This is a genomic window from Luteimonas sp. Soil_N_1 (assembly GCF_057656255.1).
In genome coordinates, this window is record NZ_JBDGKS010000001.1 from 322,946 (window position 1) to 340,133 (window position 17,188).

The window sequence follows — 17,188 nt, forward strand, 5'->3', positions numbered from 1 at the left end:
ACATTGGACAATCCATACGGCCTGCATATCGAAGTGGCCGGCGAAGGCGCACCGCTCGTGCTGCTGCACGGCTGGGCAATGCACGGTGGCGTGTTCGCGCCCGTGCGTGAACGTCTGGAGGCGCAGCGCACGCTCTATCTGGTCGATCTGCCCGGTCACGGCCTGAGCGGCGACAGCACGCTGCCGCTTGCGATCGATGCGGTCGTCGAAGCACTCGTCGAAGTGTTGCCGGCCGCGCCCTGGGTGGGCTGGTCGCTGGGCGGCCTGTTCGCACTGCGGGCCGCGGCATTGCGTCCCGATCGCGTGCCGGCGCTCGCGATGCTGTGTGCCAGCCCGCGCTTCGTGCGTGGCGACGACTGGACGCACGGCATGTCGCCGGAGATATTCCGTGACTTCGCCGCCGGCCTGCGCAGCGACTATCGCGCGACGCTGGACCGTTTCATCGCGCTGGAAGCGTTCGGATCGGACGACGCGCGTGGCGAACTGCGCGCGCTGCGTGCAGAAGTGTTCGCGCGTGGCGAGCCGGCGGCGCACGTGCTTGCAGATGGCCTTGGCCTGCTGGAAACCACCGACCTGCGCGCGCACCTGCCAACGCTGGCAGTGCCCAGCCTGTGGCTGTCCGGCCGTCGCGACCGCCTGGTCGATCCGCGTGCGATGGAGGCCGCCGCGTCCTTGGCGCCGCGTGCAGTCGCGCACACCGTCGCCCACGCCGGCCACGCGCCGTTCCTCACCCACGCCGACGCGGTGACCGCGCGGCTGATCGAGTTCACCACTGCCTTATGAGTCCGACTTTCGATCCCCGACAGGTCCGTCGCGCGTTCTCGCGCGCGTCGGCGAGTTACGCCGGCGCTGCAGCGCTGCAACGCGAGATCGAGGCGCAACTGCTCGAATCGCTCGAGTATCTGGACGACCGCGTGCCGGGTGTCGTGCTCGACGTCGGCAGCGGCCCGGCACATGCGGCGCTGGCGATGCGCCAGCGCTGGCCCAAGTCCCGTGTGGTGGCGGTGGACCTGTCGCTGGCGATGCTGCAGCAGGCGCCGGTGCGCACCGGCTGGCGCGACAGGCTGGGCCTGCAGAAGCCGGTCGACCGGGTGTGCGCCGACCTGCGACTGCTGCCGTTCGCCGACAACAGTGTCGATGTGCTGTTCTCCAATGTCTGCCTGCAGTGGGTGGAAGACCTGCCGTCGGCATTCGCCGGGTTCCGCCGCGTGCTCAAGCCCGACGGCCTGCTGCTGGTGTCCACGTTCGGACCGCAGACGCTGATCGAGCTGCGCGAGTCGTTCGGTGTCGCGGATGCCCAGCCGCATGTCAGCCCGTTCGCATCGATTGCCGAGTTCGGCGATGCATTGATGCGCGCCGGTTTCCGCAATCCGGTCCTCGATCGCGACGTGGCCACGCACTGGCATCCGGACATGGCCGCACTGATGCGCGAGCAACGTGCGATCGGCGCGACCAACGCGCTCGCAGATCGCCGTCGCGCGCTCACCGGCCGCGCGCGCTTTGCCGCCGCTGCCGCCCACTACGAGCAGTTCCGCACGCCAAAAGGCTTGCCTGCGAGCTGGGAATGGATCACCGCGATGGCGTGGTCGCCGCCGCACGGCGCGCCGATCCGCGACGGTGGCGAGGAGCTGGCCCGCTTTCCTGCAGGGTCGATTCCGGTGCGGCGCCGTACGCGCGACTGAGTGGGGTCCTGCGGATGGCGAGCCGGCTGACACAACGCCCCGTCCATACGGTCCAGGCGCTGGAGCTGCGTCACCACAGAGCATCGAAGATCGTGTCGCGGGCACGACCCCGAGGACGCGTCGTCCGCTACCGAATCTGTCGGCGCTTGCTTCAGATCGCTGCGGATGCCTGTCGTTGCGCGGGGTCCTCCGGCCGCCTGCGATCAACCCGCAGCACTCAACGCCAACCACAGGCGCTCGGCCTCTGCGCCAAGCTGCGCGCGGTTGCGGAACAGGCGGATGTCGACAGGAATCACGTGGGCGACCTTCGATGACGCTTCGACCAGTGATCCTGCGTGCAGGTCCTCTTCGACCAGAGTGCGTGGCAGCCAGGCGATGCCATCGCCGGCCTTGCACATCTGTCGCAACGTCGCTGCGAGATCGGACGTGAACTTCACCGCAAACCTGGACCTCAAGGATGCAAGCTGCGCGTCGTTGGCGAGGATGCGTCCGAGTCCGGAATCCTCGCTGTAGGACAGCACCGGGATGTTCTTCCCTGCAGTGCCGAGCTTCCAGATCGCGCGACCCGTCGCGTCCGGTGCACTGAAGGGCTGCAGGACATCGCAGCCGACGACGACGGATGTGAAACGGGTGGAGTCGAGCAGCAGCCGCATGCGCGGGTGGTGGTGGCAGAGCATGAACTGCGCGCCGTCCTCGAGCATCAGGCGTTCGCTGGCGCGCAGCGTGTCCGACACCAGCTGGAAGGCGCCCAGCCGCGCGTCGTGATCCGCCTTGCGGATCCATGACGGAAAGAAGGTGAAGGACAGCGCGTGGGTCGAGATGAAGACCAGCGGCGACCGCCGCAGGCCTGCGATATCCAGTGCTTCGTTGCGTGCCGAATGGATCGAACGCGAAAGCGCGGCCGCACGTTCGCGGAACGCCTCACCTGCCCGTGTGAGGTGCACGCCCTGTCGCGACCGTTCGAACAAAGGCGTGCCCACCCACGCTTCCAGCGAACGGATGCGACGGCTGAAAGCCGGTTGCGTGAGATGACGGATTTCAGCCGCGCGGCGGAAGTTGAGCGTGTCCGCCAGGGCCAGACAGTCTTCGATCCAGTTGAGCTCCATGATGCCGATTGTGCATCAGCGCAACCCAATTGGCATTGGAACGCAGCTGCAAGGACGGACTAGTCTCGACGGCGTCATACGGTTCGGCATCAGGAACGACACAGGCTCCGCGGAGCAGACGGCGAGCCAACGCCGACCGTCGTGTCCCAGCCGGTCGGCACACACACTCCACGTATTCCAACAGGACAGACCATGCGCATCACTGATGTCGTCGAAATCACCAAGCCGATCGCTTCGCCCATCCGCAACGCGTACATCGATTTCAGCAGGATGACCGCGAGCCTCGTGGCAGTGGTCACCGACCAGGTGCGTGACGGTCGCCGCGTGGTCGGGTACGGCTTCAACTCCAACGGCCGCTATGGCCAGGGTGGTCTGATCCGCGAGCGCTTCCGCGATCGCATCCTGCAGGCCGAGCCCGATTCGCTGCTCGCCGACACCGGTGACAACCTCGACCCCGGTAAAATCTGGACGGCGATGATGTCCAACGAGAAGCCCGGTGGACACGGCGAACGCTCGGTTGCCGTCGGCACGCTCGACATGGCGATCTGGGACGCGACCGCCAAGATCGCCGGCAAGCCGCTGTTCCGTCTGCTCGCCGAGCAAAAGGGGGTCGAGGCCAATCCGCGTGTGTTCGTGTATGCCGCCGGCGGTTACTACTATCCGGGCAAGGACGACAGCGCGCTGCGCAAGGAAATGCGCAGCTACATCGACCGCGGCTACACCGTCGTCAAGATGAAGATCGGCGGCGCGTCGATCGACGATGACCGTGCGCGTATCGAGTCGGTGCTGCAGGAGATCGGCAACGAGGCACAGCTGGCGGTGGACGCCAACGGGCGCTTCGATCTGGAGACCGGTATCGCCTACGCGAAGATGCTGCGCGACTACCCGTTGTTCTGGTACGAGGAAGTCGGCGATCCGCTGGACTACGCGCTGCAGGCCGCGCTGTCGGAGTTCTATCCCGGCGCCATGTCGACCGGCGAGAACCTGTTCTCGCACCAGGACGCGCGCAACCTGCTGCGCTACGGCGGCATGCGTCCGGACCGCGATTACCTGCAGTTCGACTGCGCCCTGTCCTACGGTCTGGTCGAGTACCTGCGCACGCTAGATGTGCTGGAACAGTTCGGCTGGTCGCCCGCGCGCTGCATCCCGCATGGTGGCCACCAGATGTCGCTCAACATCGCGGCGGGCCTGGGGCTCGGCGGCAACGAGAGCTATCCGGATCTGTTCCAGCCATACGGCGGCTTTCCAGACGGGGTGCAGGTGCAGGATGGCCACATCGTGATGCCGGAACTTCCGGGTATCGGTTTCGAGGGCAAGTCCGACCTGATCCGGGTCATGCGCGAGCTGGCGGAGTAACGCCTGCTTTTTGACGGCGGTCCGTGCACGGCCGTCGACAGTCGCAAGAAGACGACCCGTCCGCACAAGTGACGTGTCGATCCGCGGGCAGCTGATGATTCGTTGATCGGCAGGAGTAATCGCTCGACGGTCGAACGTTGGGCGCGCCAGGAGGAGAGCCCGGGCGTGCAGCCGCCACCCGGATAGCGACGCTGCGTCTGAAGGGTTCACGTAACCATCCGGTGCGATGCGGCGCGACAAAACATCGTCCAACTCACGCCCACCGCACGGAACGACGCGCAGCTTCGCGCCAGCACCGATCCGACAGTCCAGGTTGTCATGCGTACTCCGCCCGTATTCCGGGCCTGAGCGGCACCGCTCGCCTTGTCCACTGTTCGACGGCATCCGGCCAGGAGGTCGCGCATGCGCTGGATAGGCGGTTTCGAGGGCGCGGATCACGTCAACGGTCGTGGTATCGCGTTGTCGATGACACACGACAGCGGCCATCTGGCGCGGCTCGATCTCGACTACCGGCGTCTGCGCCGCTTGGGGTTCCACGAAGTCCGCGAAAGCGTGGGCTGGCGCATCAGCGAACACGCGGACAGCTTCGACTTCAGCGGCGTGCACGCACGTGCACGGGCGGCTGTCCGACACGGTCTGGCCGTCCGCTGGACACTGATGCACTACGGCGTGCCCGCGCACGTGGATCTGCTCGCGGTGGACGACGAAGCATTCATCCGCCGGTTCGCGCGCTTCTGCGCAGTCGTCGCCGAAGTGCTGGTGCAGTACCCGTCACCGGCGCCTCGCATCTATACGCCGATCAACGAGATCTCGTTCCTGAGCTGGGGCGTCACCGCTACCGGACTGTTCCATCCGCATATCGGCGATCGCGCAGACGAGGCGCCCGCGTTCAAGCGTCGACTGGTCCGCGCTGCACTGGCCGGGCGCGCCGCGATCCTCGAGGTCGATCCGACCTCCCGCATGATGTGGGTGGAGCCTCTGGTACATGTCGCGGCACCGGCGGACCGGCCCGACCTGGTCGCCGAGGCCACGCGCACCCATGCCGCGCAGTTCGAGGTGCTGGACATGCTCACCGGCCGCGCGCAGCACTCGCTGGGCGGGTCGCCGGCTTGCGTGGATCTGCTCGGCATCAACTACTACCACGGCAACCAGTGGCAGGTTGGAGCTGACCCGCTGTTGGACTGGCATGACGCGCATCCGCGCCGCGTGCCGCTGTCGCGCCTGCTGCGCCAGGCGCACGAGCGCTACCGCCTGCCGATGACGGTCAGCGAGACCAGCCACTTCGGTCACGGCCGCGCGCGCTGGCTGGGCGAAGTGGCGACACAGATCCGGATCGCACGCGAAGACGGCGCCGACATCGAAGGCGTCTGTCTCTATCCGGTCGTCGATCGACCCGACTGGGAAGACGCCACGCACTGGCATCGCAGTGGCCTGTGGGATGCCGACCCCGAAGTGCCCCAACGACCGCCGGTGCTCGCACGTGATTACGCACGCGCCTATGCGCATGCACGACGTCTGCTCCAACGCCCGCTTCCTTCTTCCAGTGGAACCCCGCCCATGCGCCAGCTTCTCGTGTTCTCCCATCTGCGTTGGGATTTCGTCTACCAGCGTCCGCAGCACCTGCTCTCACGCCTGGCGCAGCGATGGGATGTCGTGTTATTCGAAGAACCGGTCTTCGATGCCGACCGCGACGCATGGCTGGAGGTGTCGCATCCCTGCAGTGGCGTGACGGTGCTGCGCCCGCATACGCAGATCGCCGAAGCCGGCTTCGCCGATACGCAGTTCCCGGTCCTCGACGACCTGCTGCAGGCGTGGCTGGCCGAGCATGGGCACGCGGACATGGGGGTGTGGCTGTACACGCCGATGGCCCTGCCGCTCGTGCAGAAGCTCGAACCGGTTTCGATCATCTACGACTGCATGGACGAGCTGAGCGCTTTCCGCAACGCACCGGAGCGGCTGATGCATCGCGAACGCACGTTGCTGGAAGTCGCGGATCTCGTGTTCACCGGCGGCCCGTCACTGCAGGATGCGAAGGCGGCCCGCAATCCGCTCGCGCACTGCTTCCCGAGCAGCGTGGACGTGGTGCATTTCGCTCAGGGTCGTCGCGATCTGCTGCGGAACAGGACCGGTGTGCCGGTGCGCCTGGGATTCTTCGGCGTCATCGACGAGCGTCTGGATCTCGAACTGATCGAGGCGCTGGCCGGCGCACATCCCGAATGGCGCATCGATCTGATCGGCCCGGTCGTCAAAATCGATCCGGCCACATTGCCGCGCTTCCACAACGTGCACTACCTCGGCCAACGCGCATACGCGGCGCTGCCGGCAGCGGTCGCGGAATGGGACGTCTGTCTGCTGCCGTTCGCCCTCAACGATGCCACCGCGTTCATCAGTCCGACCAAGACGCTCGAATACATGGCCGCGCGCAAGCCGGTCGTCAGCACGGCGGTGCGCGACGTCGAGCGGCTGTATGCCCCGGGCGTGACGATCGCGCGCGACTACGCGGGCTTCATTGCCGCGTGCGAAGACGCGCTTGTCGAGACCGGGGAGGCGATGCAGACGCGTGTCCGCGCGCAGGACGCGCTGACCGGCGCGGCCTCGTGGGACAGCACCGCCGAAGCAATGGCACAGCTGATGCGCGCAGCCGCGACGACCGGGCTCAACCCGCGCGCACGTGCGTATCTGGATGGGCAGCGCGTCGTGGCATTGCCGGAGCCGCCGGTGGACTGTCTGATCCTCGGCGCCGGTCCGACCGGGTTGTCGGCCGCGTATCACTACGGCAAGGGCAGCGTGCTCGTGGAGCGCGAAGCGACCGTCGGCGGCTGGTGTCGTTCGATCGACGATCAGGGTTTCAAGTTCGATTACGCCGGCCACATCATGTTCTCCAATGATCCGGACGTGCTGGCGCTCTACGAAGTGTTGCTCGGCGACAACCTGCACTGGCAGAACCGCGAGGCCTGGGTTTTCAGCAAGGGCGTGCACACGCGCTATCCGTTCCAGGGTGCGCTGCATGGCCTGCCGCCGGCGGTGCTCAAGGAATGTCTGGTCGGCGCGATCGAAGCGCGCTTCGGCGCGCTCGATGGTTCGACGCGCGTCGCGGCGCCTGTGGTGGCACAGAAGAGCAGCGACACGGCGCTGACGGACTGCTGCGCCGACGGCGCGGTCCCCGACAGCGCTGCTTCGATGCACGGCGCCGATCCGAAAGACCACGCGACCAGCGGCAAGGTCGCAACGCTGGCACAGCGCGCACCAGCGAACTTCGAGGAGTTCATCTACCAGGTCTGGGGCGCCGGCGTGGCGAAGCATTTCGCCGTGCCCTACAACACCAAGCTGTGGACCGTGCCGCCGCGGGAGATGGAAACCTCATGGCTCGGCGGGCGTGTGCCGATGCCGAATCTCGACGAGATGATCGAAGGCGCACTCGAACCGGTGATGGCGCCGGTCGGTCCGAATGCGCGCTTCGGCTATCCGCTGCGTGGCGGTTTCCAGGCGTTGATGGATGGATTCCTGCCGCATCTGGAAAGCACGTTGATGCTCGGCAGGACGATCACCGGTGTCTCGGTGACGAAGCGGCAGGTCACGTTGTCGGATGGGCATCGCCTGCGCTGGAAGCGTCTGGTCAGCACGCTGCCGTTGCCGCAGCTGGTGACGCTGCTCGGCGACGAAGCGCCGGAGCGTGTGCGCGTTGCGGCCGCCGGCCTGCGGCACATCTCGGTGCGCTGCGTGAACATCGGCGTCGGCCGCGCGGACCTGACCGACAAGCACTGGATCTACTACCCCGAGCACACGATCTTCCATCGCATCTTCGTGCAGGGCAACGCGAGTCCGCACAACAATCCGTCCGGTGGGTTCGGCCTGACCTGCGAGATCACCTATTCGCCGACCAAACCGCTGCCGGTCGATGGCGACGCCCTGATCGACCGCTGCATCGCCGAATGCATCGAGGTCGGCATGATCGGCGCCGACGATCCGATCCTCACCGCATCCATCGTCGATATGCCCTACGCCTACGTGCTCTACGACCATGCGCGCGCCGCGAACGTGGAGACCATCCGCGCCTGGCTGCTCGCACATGATGTGATCCTCGCCGGCCGCTACAGCGAGTGGGAGTACTACAACTCCGATCATGCGTTTCTTGCCGGTCGCCGCGCAGCGCAGTCGGCACGGCTGGAAGAGACACGCAGCGAAGCGAGAGCGACTTGAACGCATCCGGGCCCGGCGCAGTTGCGTCCGCCCCGGATGTGGACGCCTCGCGGCTGATCCTGGTCACCGGCGGCACGGGCTACATCGGCTCGCACACCTGCGTATGCCTGCAGCTGGCCGGCTTCCGCGTGCTCGTGGTCGACGATCTGAGCAACAGCGATGTCTCGGTGCTCGATGCGATCGAATCCGTGTCCGGTGAGCGGCCGCTTTTCGAGCAGGGCGACATCCTCGCGCCGGGCTGGCTCGATGCCATCGTCGCGCGGTACCGGCCCGACGCGGCGATCCACTTCGCGGGCGTCAAGTCCGTGGCCGAGTCCTCGCGTGATCCGCTGCGCTACTACGCGATCAATGTCGCCGGTTCCATCGCGCTGGTGCAGGCGATCGCGCGCCAGGGCGATCCGCGCATCGTCTTCAGTTCGTCGGCGACCGTCTACGGCGAGCCCGACAGCCTGCCGCTGCGCGAAGACCATCCGCTGCGACCCGAGAGCGCGTACGGCCGCAGCAAGATGATTGTGGAGCTGATGCTGGCGGACGTATGTGCGAGCGACGTTCGCGCGAGCGTCGTGTCATTGCGCTACTTCAATCCGATCGGCGCGCACGGCAGCGGGCAACTCGGTGATTCGCCATTGGGTGAGCCCGAGAATCTCGTCCCGTATCTCGGCCGTGTCGCGAACGGCACGCTGAAGCGTCTCCGCGTGTTCGGCGGCGATTACCCGACGCCCGACGGCACCTGCGTGCGCGACTACGTGCATGTCATGGACCTGGCAGAAGCACATGTCGCCGCGCTCGACTGTGTACTGTCGGCGCCAGGGCATCGCGTCCTCAACATCGGCACCGGCGTCGGCACCTCGGTGCTCGATCTCGTCGGTGCGTATGCGGCGGCCAGCGGATGCGAGCTGCCGTACACGATCGTCGAACGCCGACCTGGCGATGTCGCGTGTTTCTACGCCGACCCCCAGGCCGCGCGCGACACGCTGAAATGGCACGCGAAGCGCGGGCTCGGTGAAATGTGCGCCGACGCCTACCGCCATGTCGCAGATGGCGTGGCCCCAGAACTATTGCTGGCGGCGCCGACCCACGCGCCAGCGCCGCTGGTCACAACCGCAGGCTGAGCGACACGAAGGCACTGCGGCCCGGCGCCGGCGAGAACATCGGCTGCGCGGTGTCCCAGAAAAAGCTGTCGTACCAGGCGTAGGCGTATTCGCGGTCGGTCAGATTCTTGACCTGGAAATCGACGCTCAGGCGTGGATTGATCTGGTACTTCGCGCTCAGGTCGAGCACGGCGAACTTGCCGAACTTCTCCGTCACATTGCGCTCTTCGAGGTAGTAATCGCCCTGCGCGCGTGCGTGCAGTCCGAACGCGAGCGCATCGCTGGCGCGGTAGTCCACACCGAGATTGCTGATCGTGCGTGGCGTCGCCGCGACCTCGTTACCTTCGATCGACAGGCCGGCAGCGCGGCCGTCGCGTTCGATCTTCGCTTCCTGGTAGGCGTGCGAGGCGCGCAGCGTCCAGCGCTCGCCGAGCTGCGCATCGATCTGTGCATCCACGCCGCGGCGGCGGGTCTTGCCCAACACCACGGTTGTGCCGGTGGCGGGCATGTTGGAGACCTCGTTCTCGGCGTCCTGCTGCCACACCGCGATGCGTGCCTGGCTGCCGGCGAACGGCGCGAAGCGCAGACCTGCTTCCATGCCGGTGTTGGTCGAAGGCTGCATCGCCATCTGGCCCGGCGTCAGGTACGCGGGCGGCGTGGAGCCGGTCAGCACCTGGAAGGTGCGGCCCCAGTTCGCATAGAGGTTGGTGTCCGGCGACAGCGCATAGACCACGCTGAGCTTGGGCTGGCCGATGGTGCCGTAGTCCTGCAGCGGCGCATGCACGCCACCTGGCAACTGGGTCGCGCCATCGAAGCGGTCGACGCGATAGGCCGGCACGATCTTCAGGGCATCGACCGGCTGCCAGATCGCCTGCACGTAGGCGCCGGTGTTGTCGAAGCTGTGGAAGTCGTCGTTCTGCACGCGCGCGGGCGGTGCGTCGAAATCGGTCGGCTCGGCGTAGTTGAAGCGCTGTCGCGTGTAGCCGTTGCGCTGCTGCTCGTAGTTGGCGCCGCTCTCGAGCGTGAGCGTGTCGCTGGCGACCCAGGTCAGCGTGGCGAGCATGCCGGTCTGCTTCTCGTCCCAGATGCGGCGCTGCCGAGGCGCATTGCCGGTGGGCAGATCGCTGAAGGTGACGCGGCGGTCGTCCTCGTAGCGGTTGTAGTAGAGCTTGCTGCCGAGCACAAGATTCTCGGCAAGCTTCAGATCCATGTGCACGCCGATCTGACGCATCTCGCGGTCGTCGCCATCGTTGGCATTGCGGCGGTCGGACCGGCGCCGGTCGGTGGCCAGTTCCTCGGCGGTCATGAAGCCCGGCTCTTCGGCTTCCTGTCTGTACGCGCGCGCCGTCAGGCCGATGCGCATGCCGTCGTCGAGGCTGCCGTAGAACCACTTGCCGCCCAGCGAATATTTCTCCGACGCATCGTGGTCGCGATAGCCGTCCGAGGCCTGCACGCCGACGAAGTAGTTCTGCGCGAAGCCGCCGCTCTCGCGGCCTACCGCGATCTGCGCTTCGCGCGTGTCGAAGCTGCCGTAGGTCAGGCGCGCATCGGTGTACTCGCCGCCCTGGCGCGTGCCGAAATTGATGTTGCCGCCGATGTTGTGCAGGCCGTAACGCGGATCGTTGGTGCCGCGCACGACTTCGATGTAATCGATCTCCAGCGGAAACAGCATGTCGATGAAGCGCTGGTTGCCGCTGTTGACGTTGCTCGGAATGCCGTCGATCAGCGTCTTGATCGCATTGAGATAGCCCTCGCCATTGAACGCGCGAAAGCTCACCTTGCCGGACTCCGCGCCCTGGCGCGTCTCGGTCAGTTGCATGCCCGGCATCTGCCCGAGCAGTTCCCAGCTCTGCGTCACCGTCTTGTCTTCGATCTGCTCGGCGCCGAGCACGTCGACTGACGTCAGCACCTCGTGGGCGGTCAGCTGGCCACGCGCCTGGTGCACGTGCACCGGCCCCATCGTGGTGGTGGCGCCCTGCGATTGGGCATGGGCAACAGGCGAGGACAGGGCGGCGGCGATCGGGGCGGCGAACAGGGCGGCGGTGAGGCGGCAGATCTTCATGCGGGAGGGCGGCGTTGCTGAACGGGCCGGCACTCTATCATGTAATAACATTACATTTATTGCGACCGCGAACGGTTCGCAGAAGGCATTCCGCATGCGCAATGCGCGCTGGAATGCGGTTCGGGATGTCCAGCATCACCGACCGTCCAGCCGCAGTCGGTTATGCTGCAGCGCAACATCCACCGTCTGCGCCTGTGTCCGCCATCCACGCCAAGCCGTCCCAGCCCGATCCGCACGATGCCGCCGAAGCCGAAGCGGCCGTCGCCGTGGCCGCGCCCGAAGCGTCGGCGCAGCGGCACACGCTGGTCGAGGACGTGCAGGGCCTGGTGCTCGCCAGCCTGGTCGGCGCGCTGGGCATGTCGATCCTCGCCACCGGCGGTCTGCTGGTCGGCGGCATCGCCGGTGTATCGCTGCTGGTGCACTACGCCAGCGGCTGGAACTTCGGCCTGCTGTTCGTGCTGATCAACCTGCCGTTCTACTGGATCGCGGTGCGGCGCATGGGCTGGGAATTCACCCTCAAGACCTTTCTCGCGGTTGGCGTGACCGGCTTCGTTGCCGACGCGATTCCGCGCTGGGCGCCGTTCGAGTCGATGAGCCCCGCGTTCTCTGCGATCTTCGGCGGCGCACTGGTCGGCATGGGCATCCTGTCCTTCATCCGCCATCGCGCGAGTCTCGGCGGCGTGGGTATCGTCGTGGTCTGGCTGCAGCGCAGCCGCGGCTGGAGCGCCGGCAAACTGCAGATGGGTTTCGACACCGTGCTGATGCTGGTCGCGCTGATGATCGTGCCGCCCGCGCAGGTGCTGTACTCCGCGCTCGGCGTGCTGGTGCTCAACCTCGTGCTGCTGTTCAACCACCGGCCCGGGCGCTACATGGGCGCGTGAGGCGCGTCGAAGGGCCCAACCATCGGCACAGGGCGTGCGCAGTTGCCGATGGCAGCATGCAGACATGTCCACCAGGAAGGTCATGACATGCGCAAGTCGACTGCCGCCGCATTCGCCGGGGTACTGCTCACAGCGCTCGCCGCCTGCGCGAGCACCGAGCCCACGTTTGTGGTCCCACTGGATTGCCAGCACCAACTGTCTTCCCAGCCCGCGCGTTATCTGGAGAGACCGTCGAGCGACGAGGCAGGACGTCGTATATCCCCCGATTGTCTGAAGCGGATCCATGACAGCCGTGTCGCGCCTGCGCCGTGATAGATGTTCAGGCGGACGCACCTAGACTCGCGTTCATCGACCCAGCCGGTCCATGGAAGCTCCTGTGATGCGCCGACTCCTGATCACGCCCTTGCTGTGTCTCGCACTCGCCGCGCCGGGCATCGCGTCCGCTCAACAGTACGAAATCGACCTCTCGCGTCTCGACCCGGCCGCGGTGCTGTCGACCGGTGGCGACGTGTTGCGACGCGCCTCGACGCAATCGGTCGACGACCTCTTCCAGGCCGTGCTGCTGTCCTCGCGCGAGCCGAACGAAGCGCGCGCGCTGTGTGCGCTGTTCGAGCCCGATGCCAGACGCGACCTCTCCGCGTTCCAGCGCACCGTCGACACGCTCGGCCCGGCGAGCCGCAACCGCTTCGCCAACGCCTTCACCACGGTTGCAATGAGTGGCCTGCAGGGGCAGCCGCAGCCCTACGATCCGGCTGCCGCGCAGCAAGTGCTGCGCGCCGCGGCGATCACCGCCACGCTGCTGCATGACGGTTTCATGCTGGGACTGACCTCGACGGGTACCGACGACGCGAGTCGCCAGTCGAGGTGCCGCTCTTTCCGGCAGATGGTCGACGTCCTCAAGGACCAGCCACAACCGCAACGCGTGCTGGCGACGCGCTGGCTGCTCAACGAAGGACTGACACTCGTCGCCGACGGGCAGCCTGCCGGCTGAGGCGGACATCGCGATGGGACGCGGCACGTGAGATCACGCATTGCGCTGCCATTGCCGTGCGTCGGCGACCTGACATTCGCAGTCCAGCATCACGTTGAGCCTGCAATCGGGCGCCTAGAGTCGATACTCCGCAAACAGGTCGCCCGACGCTGCTTCGAAGCGTCGCCGGGTGGACGGGCCTGCCGTTCTCACGCAGTGATCCTTGCGACCGGCCATGTTCGTGCCGGTCTGCGGGACCGTGTCCGCGCCCGGCGGACATCCGCGTTCGTGCAAGGCCACTCGTACGGCGGTTCCGCCATGCAGTCCCCGACCATCCCGCCCCCCCCGCCGCCGCGAGCGCGGACGCCGAGCCAGGTCGTGCGCGATCTGCTCGAACGCCTGCAGGCCCATCCCTTCTCCGGCGCACGCACCTTCGAGTGGACGGTCGATGTGCGGGGGATGACAGAGGAGCGGCTCGCCGAAACGGTCGCGATGCTGGCGCAGCGCGGCTACACTGCCGAGTACACGCCGAACGACATCCCCGGATTCGCGCATTTCATCCTGCGCTGGTGACGGGCACGGCCCGCATCAGCCCACCTGCGCGATCCAGTCCTCGAGGTTGTAGTAGTTCGTGACGCGCGCGATGCGGCCGTCGCAGACCTCGAAGAATGCGCCGCCGGGCAGCACGTATTGCTGGCCATTGGCCGGCGGCAGGCCCTCGTCATCGGCGATGTACGCGCCATGCACCACGTATTCGGCCGCTGCACGTGTGCCGTCTTCGGATGCCATCACGACAACGTCGTCCAGCCGCTCGCGATAGCACCTGTCCATGCGCTGCATGAACGCGACGAAGGCGTCGAGGCCGGTCTCGCGCGTACCCTGGTTGAGGTCGTGGACCACGTCACCGGTCAGCAGTGCCAGCATCGCGTCGCGATCCCCTGCGTTGAACGCGGTGTAGTAGGCGCGCACAAGTTCGAGTGTGGCGGTCTGGGTGGGCAGCGTCATCAGGTCATCCTCTGGCGGACCGCGTCGAACAGGTCGCGGTGGAAGAAGTACACCTCGCGCAACAGGAACTCGCGCTGGGTGCGGAAGGTGCGGAAGCGTGTGCTGGGCGTCGGCGAGCCGACGGCATCGATCCCCAGTGCGCGACTCGCGCGCAGGGCGCGCGCCATGTGCAAGGGATCACTGACGATGATCGCGCGGTGCAGGCCGTGATCCTGCATCAGGCGGCGTGCCTCGATCAGATTCTCGACGGTCGTGCGCGAGCGCGATTCGATCAGGATGTCCGCATCGGGCACGTCGCGCCGCAGCGCATAGCGTCGGGCGACCTGGGATTCGGAGAAGCGCGCCTTTGCGCCGCCGTAGCCGCCGGTAAAGATCAGCGTGCCGGCATGCCCGGCCCGGTACAGGTCCAGACCATGATCGATGCGGGCCTCGAAGACCGGCGAAGGCTGGGCGTCATAGGCAGCGGCGCCGAGTACCACGATCACATCGGCCGGTCCGGCTTCGTCGCGCGTGCCCACGTGGCCGATCCACGCCGCCACACCCAGCAGCCACAGCAGTGCCAGCAGCAGCAGCCACAGGCAGGCGCGCAAAAGGGTCATGAAGGGACTGCGTCGTCGTCGCATCGGAGGCTCCTGCCGTCACGCCGTCCAGGGCAGATGGTCGAGGTCGACGTTGCCACCGCTGAGCACGATGCCGACGCGGCGGTCCGCGAAGCGGGCGCGGTTGCCCAGCACGGCCGCCAGTGCGATCGCCGAGGACGGCTCGACCAACTGCTTGGTGTGCAGCGCGATGCGGCGCATCGCGGCGACGGTGTCGGCATCCTCGACGGCGATTACCTCGACGGCGGTTCCGTCGCTGGCGCGGTACGCGTGCAGAAGGTCGAAGTTCGGCAGGCCGAGCAGTCCACGCAGACCGTCGCAGACCGTATCCGGAACCAGGTCGTCGACCCGGGCGCCGGCCCGGAACGAGCGCAGGGCGTCATCGGCTCCGGCAGGTTCGGCCAGCACCAGCTGCGTCTGCGGCGATGCGGCCGCCAAGGCAAGCGCGGCCCCTGCGGCCAGACCACCGCCGCCCACCGGTACCACCAGGACGTCAAGCGGCCCTGCGGCATGGACCAGTTCAAGCGTGGCGGTGCCCTGGCCCGCGATCACCTGCGGATCGGTATAGGGATGCACCAGGATCGCGCCGGTGCGCGTCCGCACGGTCTCACAGGTCGCCTCGCGTGCGGCCAGTGTCGGCGCACAGTGATGCAGCACGGCACCGTATCGGGCGATGGCCGCCAGCTTGGCCGGCACTGCGCCCTCCGGCACCACCACGTGACAGACGATGCCACGCGAGGCCGCTGCAAGCGCGAGGGCTGCGCCATGGTTGCCCGACGAATGGGTCACCACACCATGTGCGGCGGTCGCCGCGTCGAGCGACCACACCGCGTTGCACGCCCCCCGGAACTTGAAAGCGCCCGCGCGCTGCAGGTGCTCGGCCTTCAGGTGCAGGGTGCAGCCTGCCGCGGAATCGAGGGTACGGCTGCGCAACACCGGTGTGACGTGCGCATGTGCCGCGATACGCGCCGCGGCGGCAAGCACGTCGGCAGGGCCGGGCAGGAAGGGGGGATTCGCCATCGTGCAAGCGTAACGGAGCAACCCGGGGGATTCACGACCCTGCATGCGAACGGATGCGCCGGGTGGCCTTAAGGGCGGATTCAACGCTGCAGGCGGAAGCTGGCACACGGACCGACAGGGGTGAATCGACATGATCCGCAAGGCTTTCGTACTGGTTGCCTGCATGACCCTGGCGGGTTGCGCGACCTACGGGTACCGCGGTGGCAGCGGCGATTACTACTACGGCGCACCGCAGACGACCTACCGGTATTACGGCGCGCCCTACGGCAGCGTCGGCTATGGCAGCGGTGGCGGATGGTACGGCGGCGTCGGGCTTGGTGCGCCATACGGCCGCTACGGTGACTGGAACCGGTTGCCCTACGGCTATGGCTACGGCGGCGGGTACTACCGTCCGCCGCCGGTTGTCGTGCGGCCCGTGTATCCGGGGAGGCCCGGCCATCGCCCGCCGCACAACCGGCCGCCCCAAGGGCACACGCGCCCCGATCGCCCCGGTTGGGGCAGTGGCCGACCCGATCGCCCGGACCGGCCGCATGAAGGACGCCCGGACAGGCCCGACCGTCCCGGTTGGGGCAGCGGGCGTCCGGATCGTCCCGGCGAGGGACGGCCCAACCGCCCGGATCGTCCGGGTATCGGCCGTCCGGATGGGCCGCGCCCCGGTTGGGAAGGGCGGCCGCCACGTGGTGACACGGATCGTCCGCGTCGTCCTGGTGGCATGGATGGACGTCCGCCGCGTGCCGAGGGTCAGTCGCCTCCGGTCACCCGGCCCGCGCCACGCCCAGAGATGCAGCGCCCCCGCGAGGCTGCGCCGCAGAGCAGGCCGCCGCCCACCCGCGGTGACCGGGGTTCCAGGCCGCGCGGCGAAAGTCGGAATCCGGTCACACACCGGCAAGTCGAGCCGATCTAGCACTTGCGCTTGCAGGGACGGCGGGGGAAGCTTGGCGCGCGTGACCTCGAGCGTCGGTTTTCGACGTAAAGGGCACACCAATTGTCGACACCCGGCGGGGAATACCGGATCCCCCCTGTTCCGTCTTCGTCGGGTGTCGGCTCTTCACTTGCAGTGCCGTTGGCAGCGATCTCCCCGGCACGCGCAAAAAAATGGGGCCGGATGTCCCCCGACACCCGGCCCCGTGCTTCCCCGCAGCGTGCTTGGCCAGCCCTGTTCCAATCTCCGGCCGCGCCCCCCTTTCTCGACGCTCGGCGCTGCGGGTGCCCCCGT

13 protein-coding genes are annotated in these 17,188 nt (G+C 67.3%); 8 read left to right on the forward strand and 5 right to left on the reverse strand.

Annotated elements, in window-relative coordinates; all coding sequences use genetic code 11:
* Nucleotides 1-21: 21 nt before the first annotated feature.
* Nucleotides 22-783, forward strand: a complete 762-nt coding sequence (bioH, locus tag AC3A4E_RS01590; RefSeq protein ID WP_487631989.1) for a pimeloyl-ACP methyl ester esterase BioH — start codon at nt 22-24, stop codon at nt 781-783.
* Entirely contained in the window at nt 780-1,682 is a 903-nt protein-coding gene (gene bioC, locus AC3A4E_RS01595; RefSeq protein WP_487629827.1) for a malonyl-ACP O-methyltransferase BioC, read from the forward strand. Before bioH ends, bioC begins: the two co-directional genes overlap by 4 nt.
* A 203-nt stretch (nt 1,683-1,885) precedes the next feature.
* On the opposite strand, the gene AC3A4E_RS01600 is transcribed toward bioC, so the two are convergent.
* Nucleotides 1,886-2,788, reverse strand: coding sequence for a LysR family transcriptional regulator (locus tag AC3A4E_RS01600; protein WP_487629828.1), 903 nt, complete (start codon nt 2,786-2,788; stop codon nt 1,886-1,888).
* 192 nt (nt 2,789-2,980) lie between these two features.
* Between AC3A4E_RS01600 and AC3A4E_RS01605 the strand changes: the two genes are divergently transcribed.
* The 3 genes from AC3A4E_RS01605 (at nt 2,981) to galE (ending at nt 9,456) form a co-directional block, all read left to right on the forward strand.
* Complete coding sequence (locus AC3A4E_RS01605; RefSeq protein ID WP_487629829.1) at nt 2,981-4,144, forward strand: mandelate racemase/muconate lactonizing enzyme family protein; 1,164 nt, start codon at nt 2,981-2,983, stop codon at nt 4,142-4,144.
* Nucleotides 4,145-4,546: 402 nt separating this feature from the next.
* The gene (locus AC3A4E_RS01610) at nt 4,547-8,344 is read left to right on the forward strand and encodes an NAD(P)-binding protein (RefSeq protein WP_487629830.1); all 3,798 of its coding nucleotides are present in this window, start codon (nt 4,547-4,549) and stop codon (nt 8,342-8,344) included.
* On the forward strand, nt 8,341-9,456 hold the full coding sequence (galE, locus tag AC3A4E_RS01615) for a UDP-glucose 4-epimerase GalE (protein WP_487629831.1): 1,116 nt from the start codon (nt 8,341-8,343) through the stop codon (nt 9,454-9,456). The genes AC3A4E_RS01610 and galE overlap by 4 nt, the downstream gene beginning before the upstream one ends.
* Here galE and AC3A4E_RS01620 read toward each other — a convergent pair.
* The gene (locus tag AC3A4E_RS01620; RefSeq protein WP_487629832.1) at nt 9,440-11,497 is read right to left on the reverse strand and encodes a TonB-dependent receptor; all 2,058 of its coding nucleotides are present in this window, start codon (nt 11,495-11,497) and stop codon (nt 9,440-9,442) included. The genes galE and AC3A4E_RS01620 overlap by 17 nt on opposite strands.
* 194 nt (nt 11,498-11,691) lie before the next feature.
* Between AC3A4E_RS01620 and AC3A4E_RS01625 the strand changes: the two genes are divergently transcribed.
* From AC3A4E_RS01625 to AC3A4E_RS01635, 3 genes are all read left to right on the forward strand, one after another.
* Complete coding sequence (locus AC3A4E_RS01625) at nt 11,692-12,378, forward strand: YitT family protein (RefSeq protein ID WP_487629833.1); 687 nt, start codon at nt 11,692-11,694, stop codon at nt 12,376-12,378.
* Nucleotides 12,379-12,757: 379 nt separating this feature from the next.
* The gene (locus tag AC3A4E_RS01630) at nt 12,758-13,369 is read left to right on the forward strand and encodes a hypothetical protein (protein WP_487629834.1); all 612 of its coding nucleotides are present in this window, start codon (nt 12,758-12,760) and stop codon (nt 13,367-13,369) included.
* A gap of 357 nt (nt 13,370-13,726) precedes the next feature.
* Nucleotides 13,727-13,921 (forward strand): hypothetical protein, encoded by a 195-nt coding sequence (locus tag AC3A4E_RS01635; protein WP_487629835.1) that lies wholly within the window; start codon nt 13,727-13,729, stop codon nt 13,919-13,921.
* Between the two features lie 15 nt (nt 13,922-13,936).
* Here AC3A4E_RS01635 and AC3A4E_RS01640 read toward each other — a convergent pair whose 3' ends face one another.
* From AC3A4E_RS01640 to AC3A4E_RS01650, 3 genes are read right to left on the reverse strand one after another with little or no spacing between them, the layout of a single operon-like run.
* Entirely contained in the window at nt 13,937-14,353 is a 417-nt protein-coding gene (locus AC3A4E_RS01640; RefSeq protein ID WP_487629836.1) for a ketosteroid isomerase-related protein, read from the reverse strand.
* On the reverse strand, nt 14,353-14,976 hold the full coding sequence (locus AC3A4E_RS01645; RefSeq protein WP_487629837.1) for a YdcF family protein: 624 nt from the start codon (nt 14,974-14,976) through the stop codon (nt 14,353-14,355). Before AC3A4E_RS01645 ends, AC3A4E_RS01640 begins: the two co-directional genes overlap by 1 nt.
* 15 nt (nt 14,977-14,991) lie before the next feature.
* A complete protein-coding gene (locus AC3A4E_RS01650) occupies nt 14,992-15,972 on the reverse strand; it encodes a pyridoxal-phosphate dependent enzyme (protein WP_487629838.1) in 981 nt (326 codons plus the stop codon).
* Nucleotides 15,973-17,188: the final 1,216 nt, after the last annotated feature.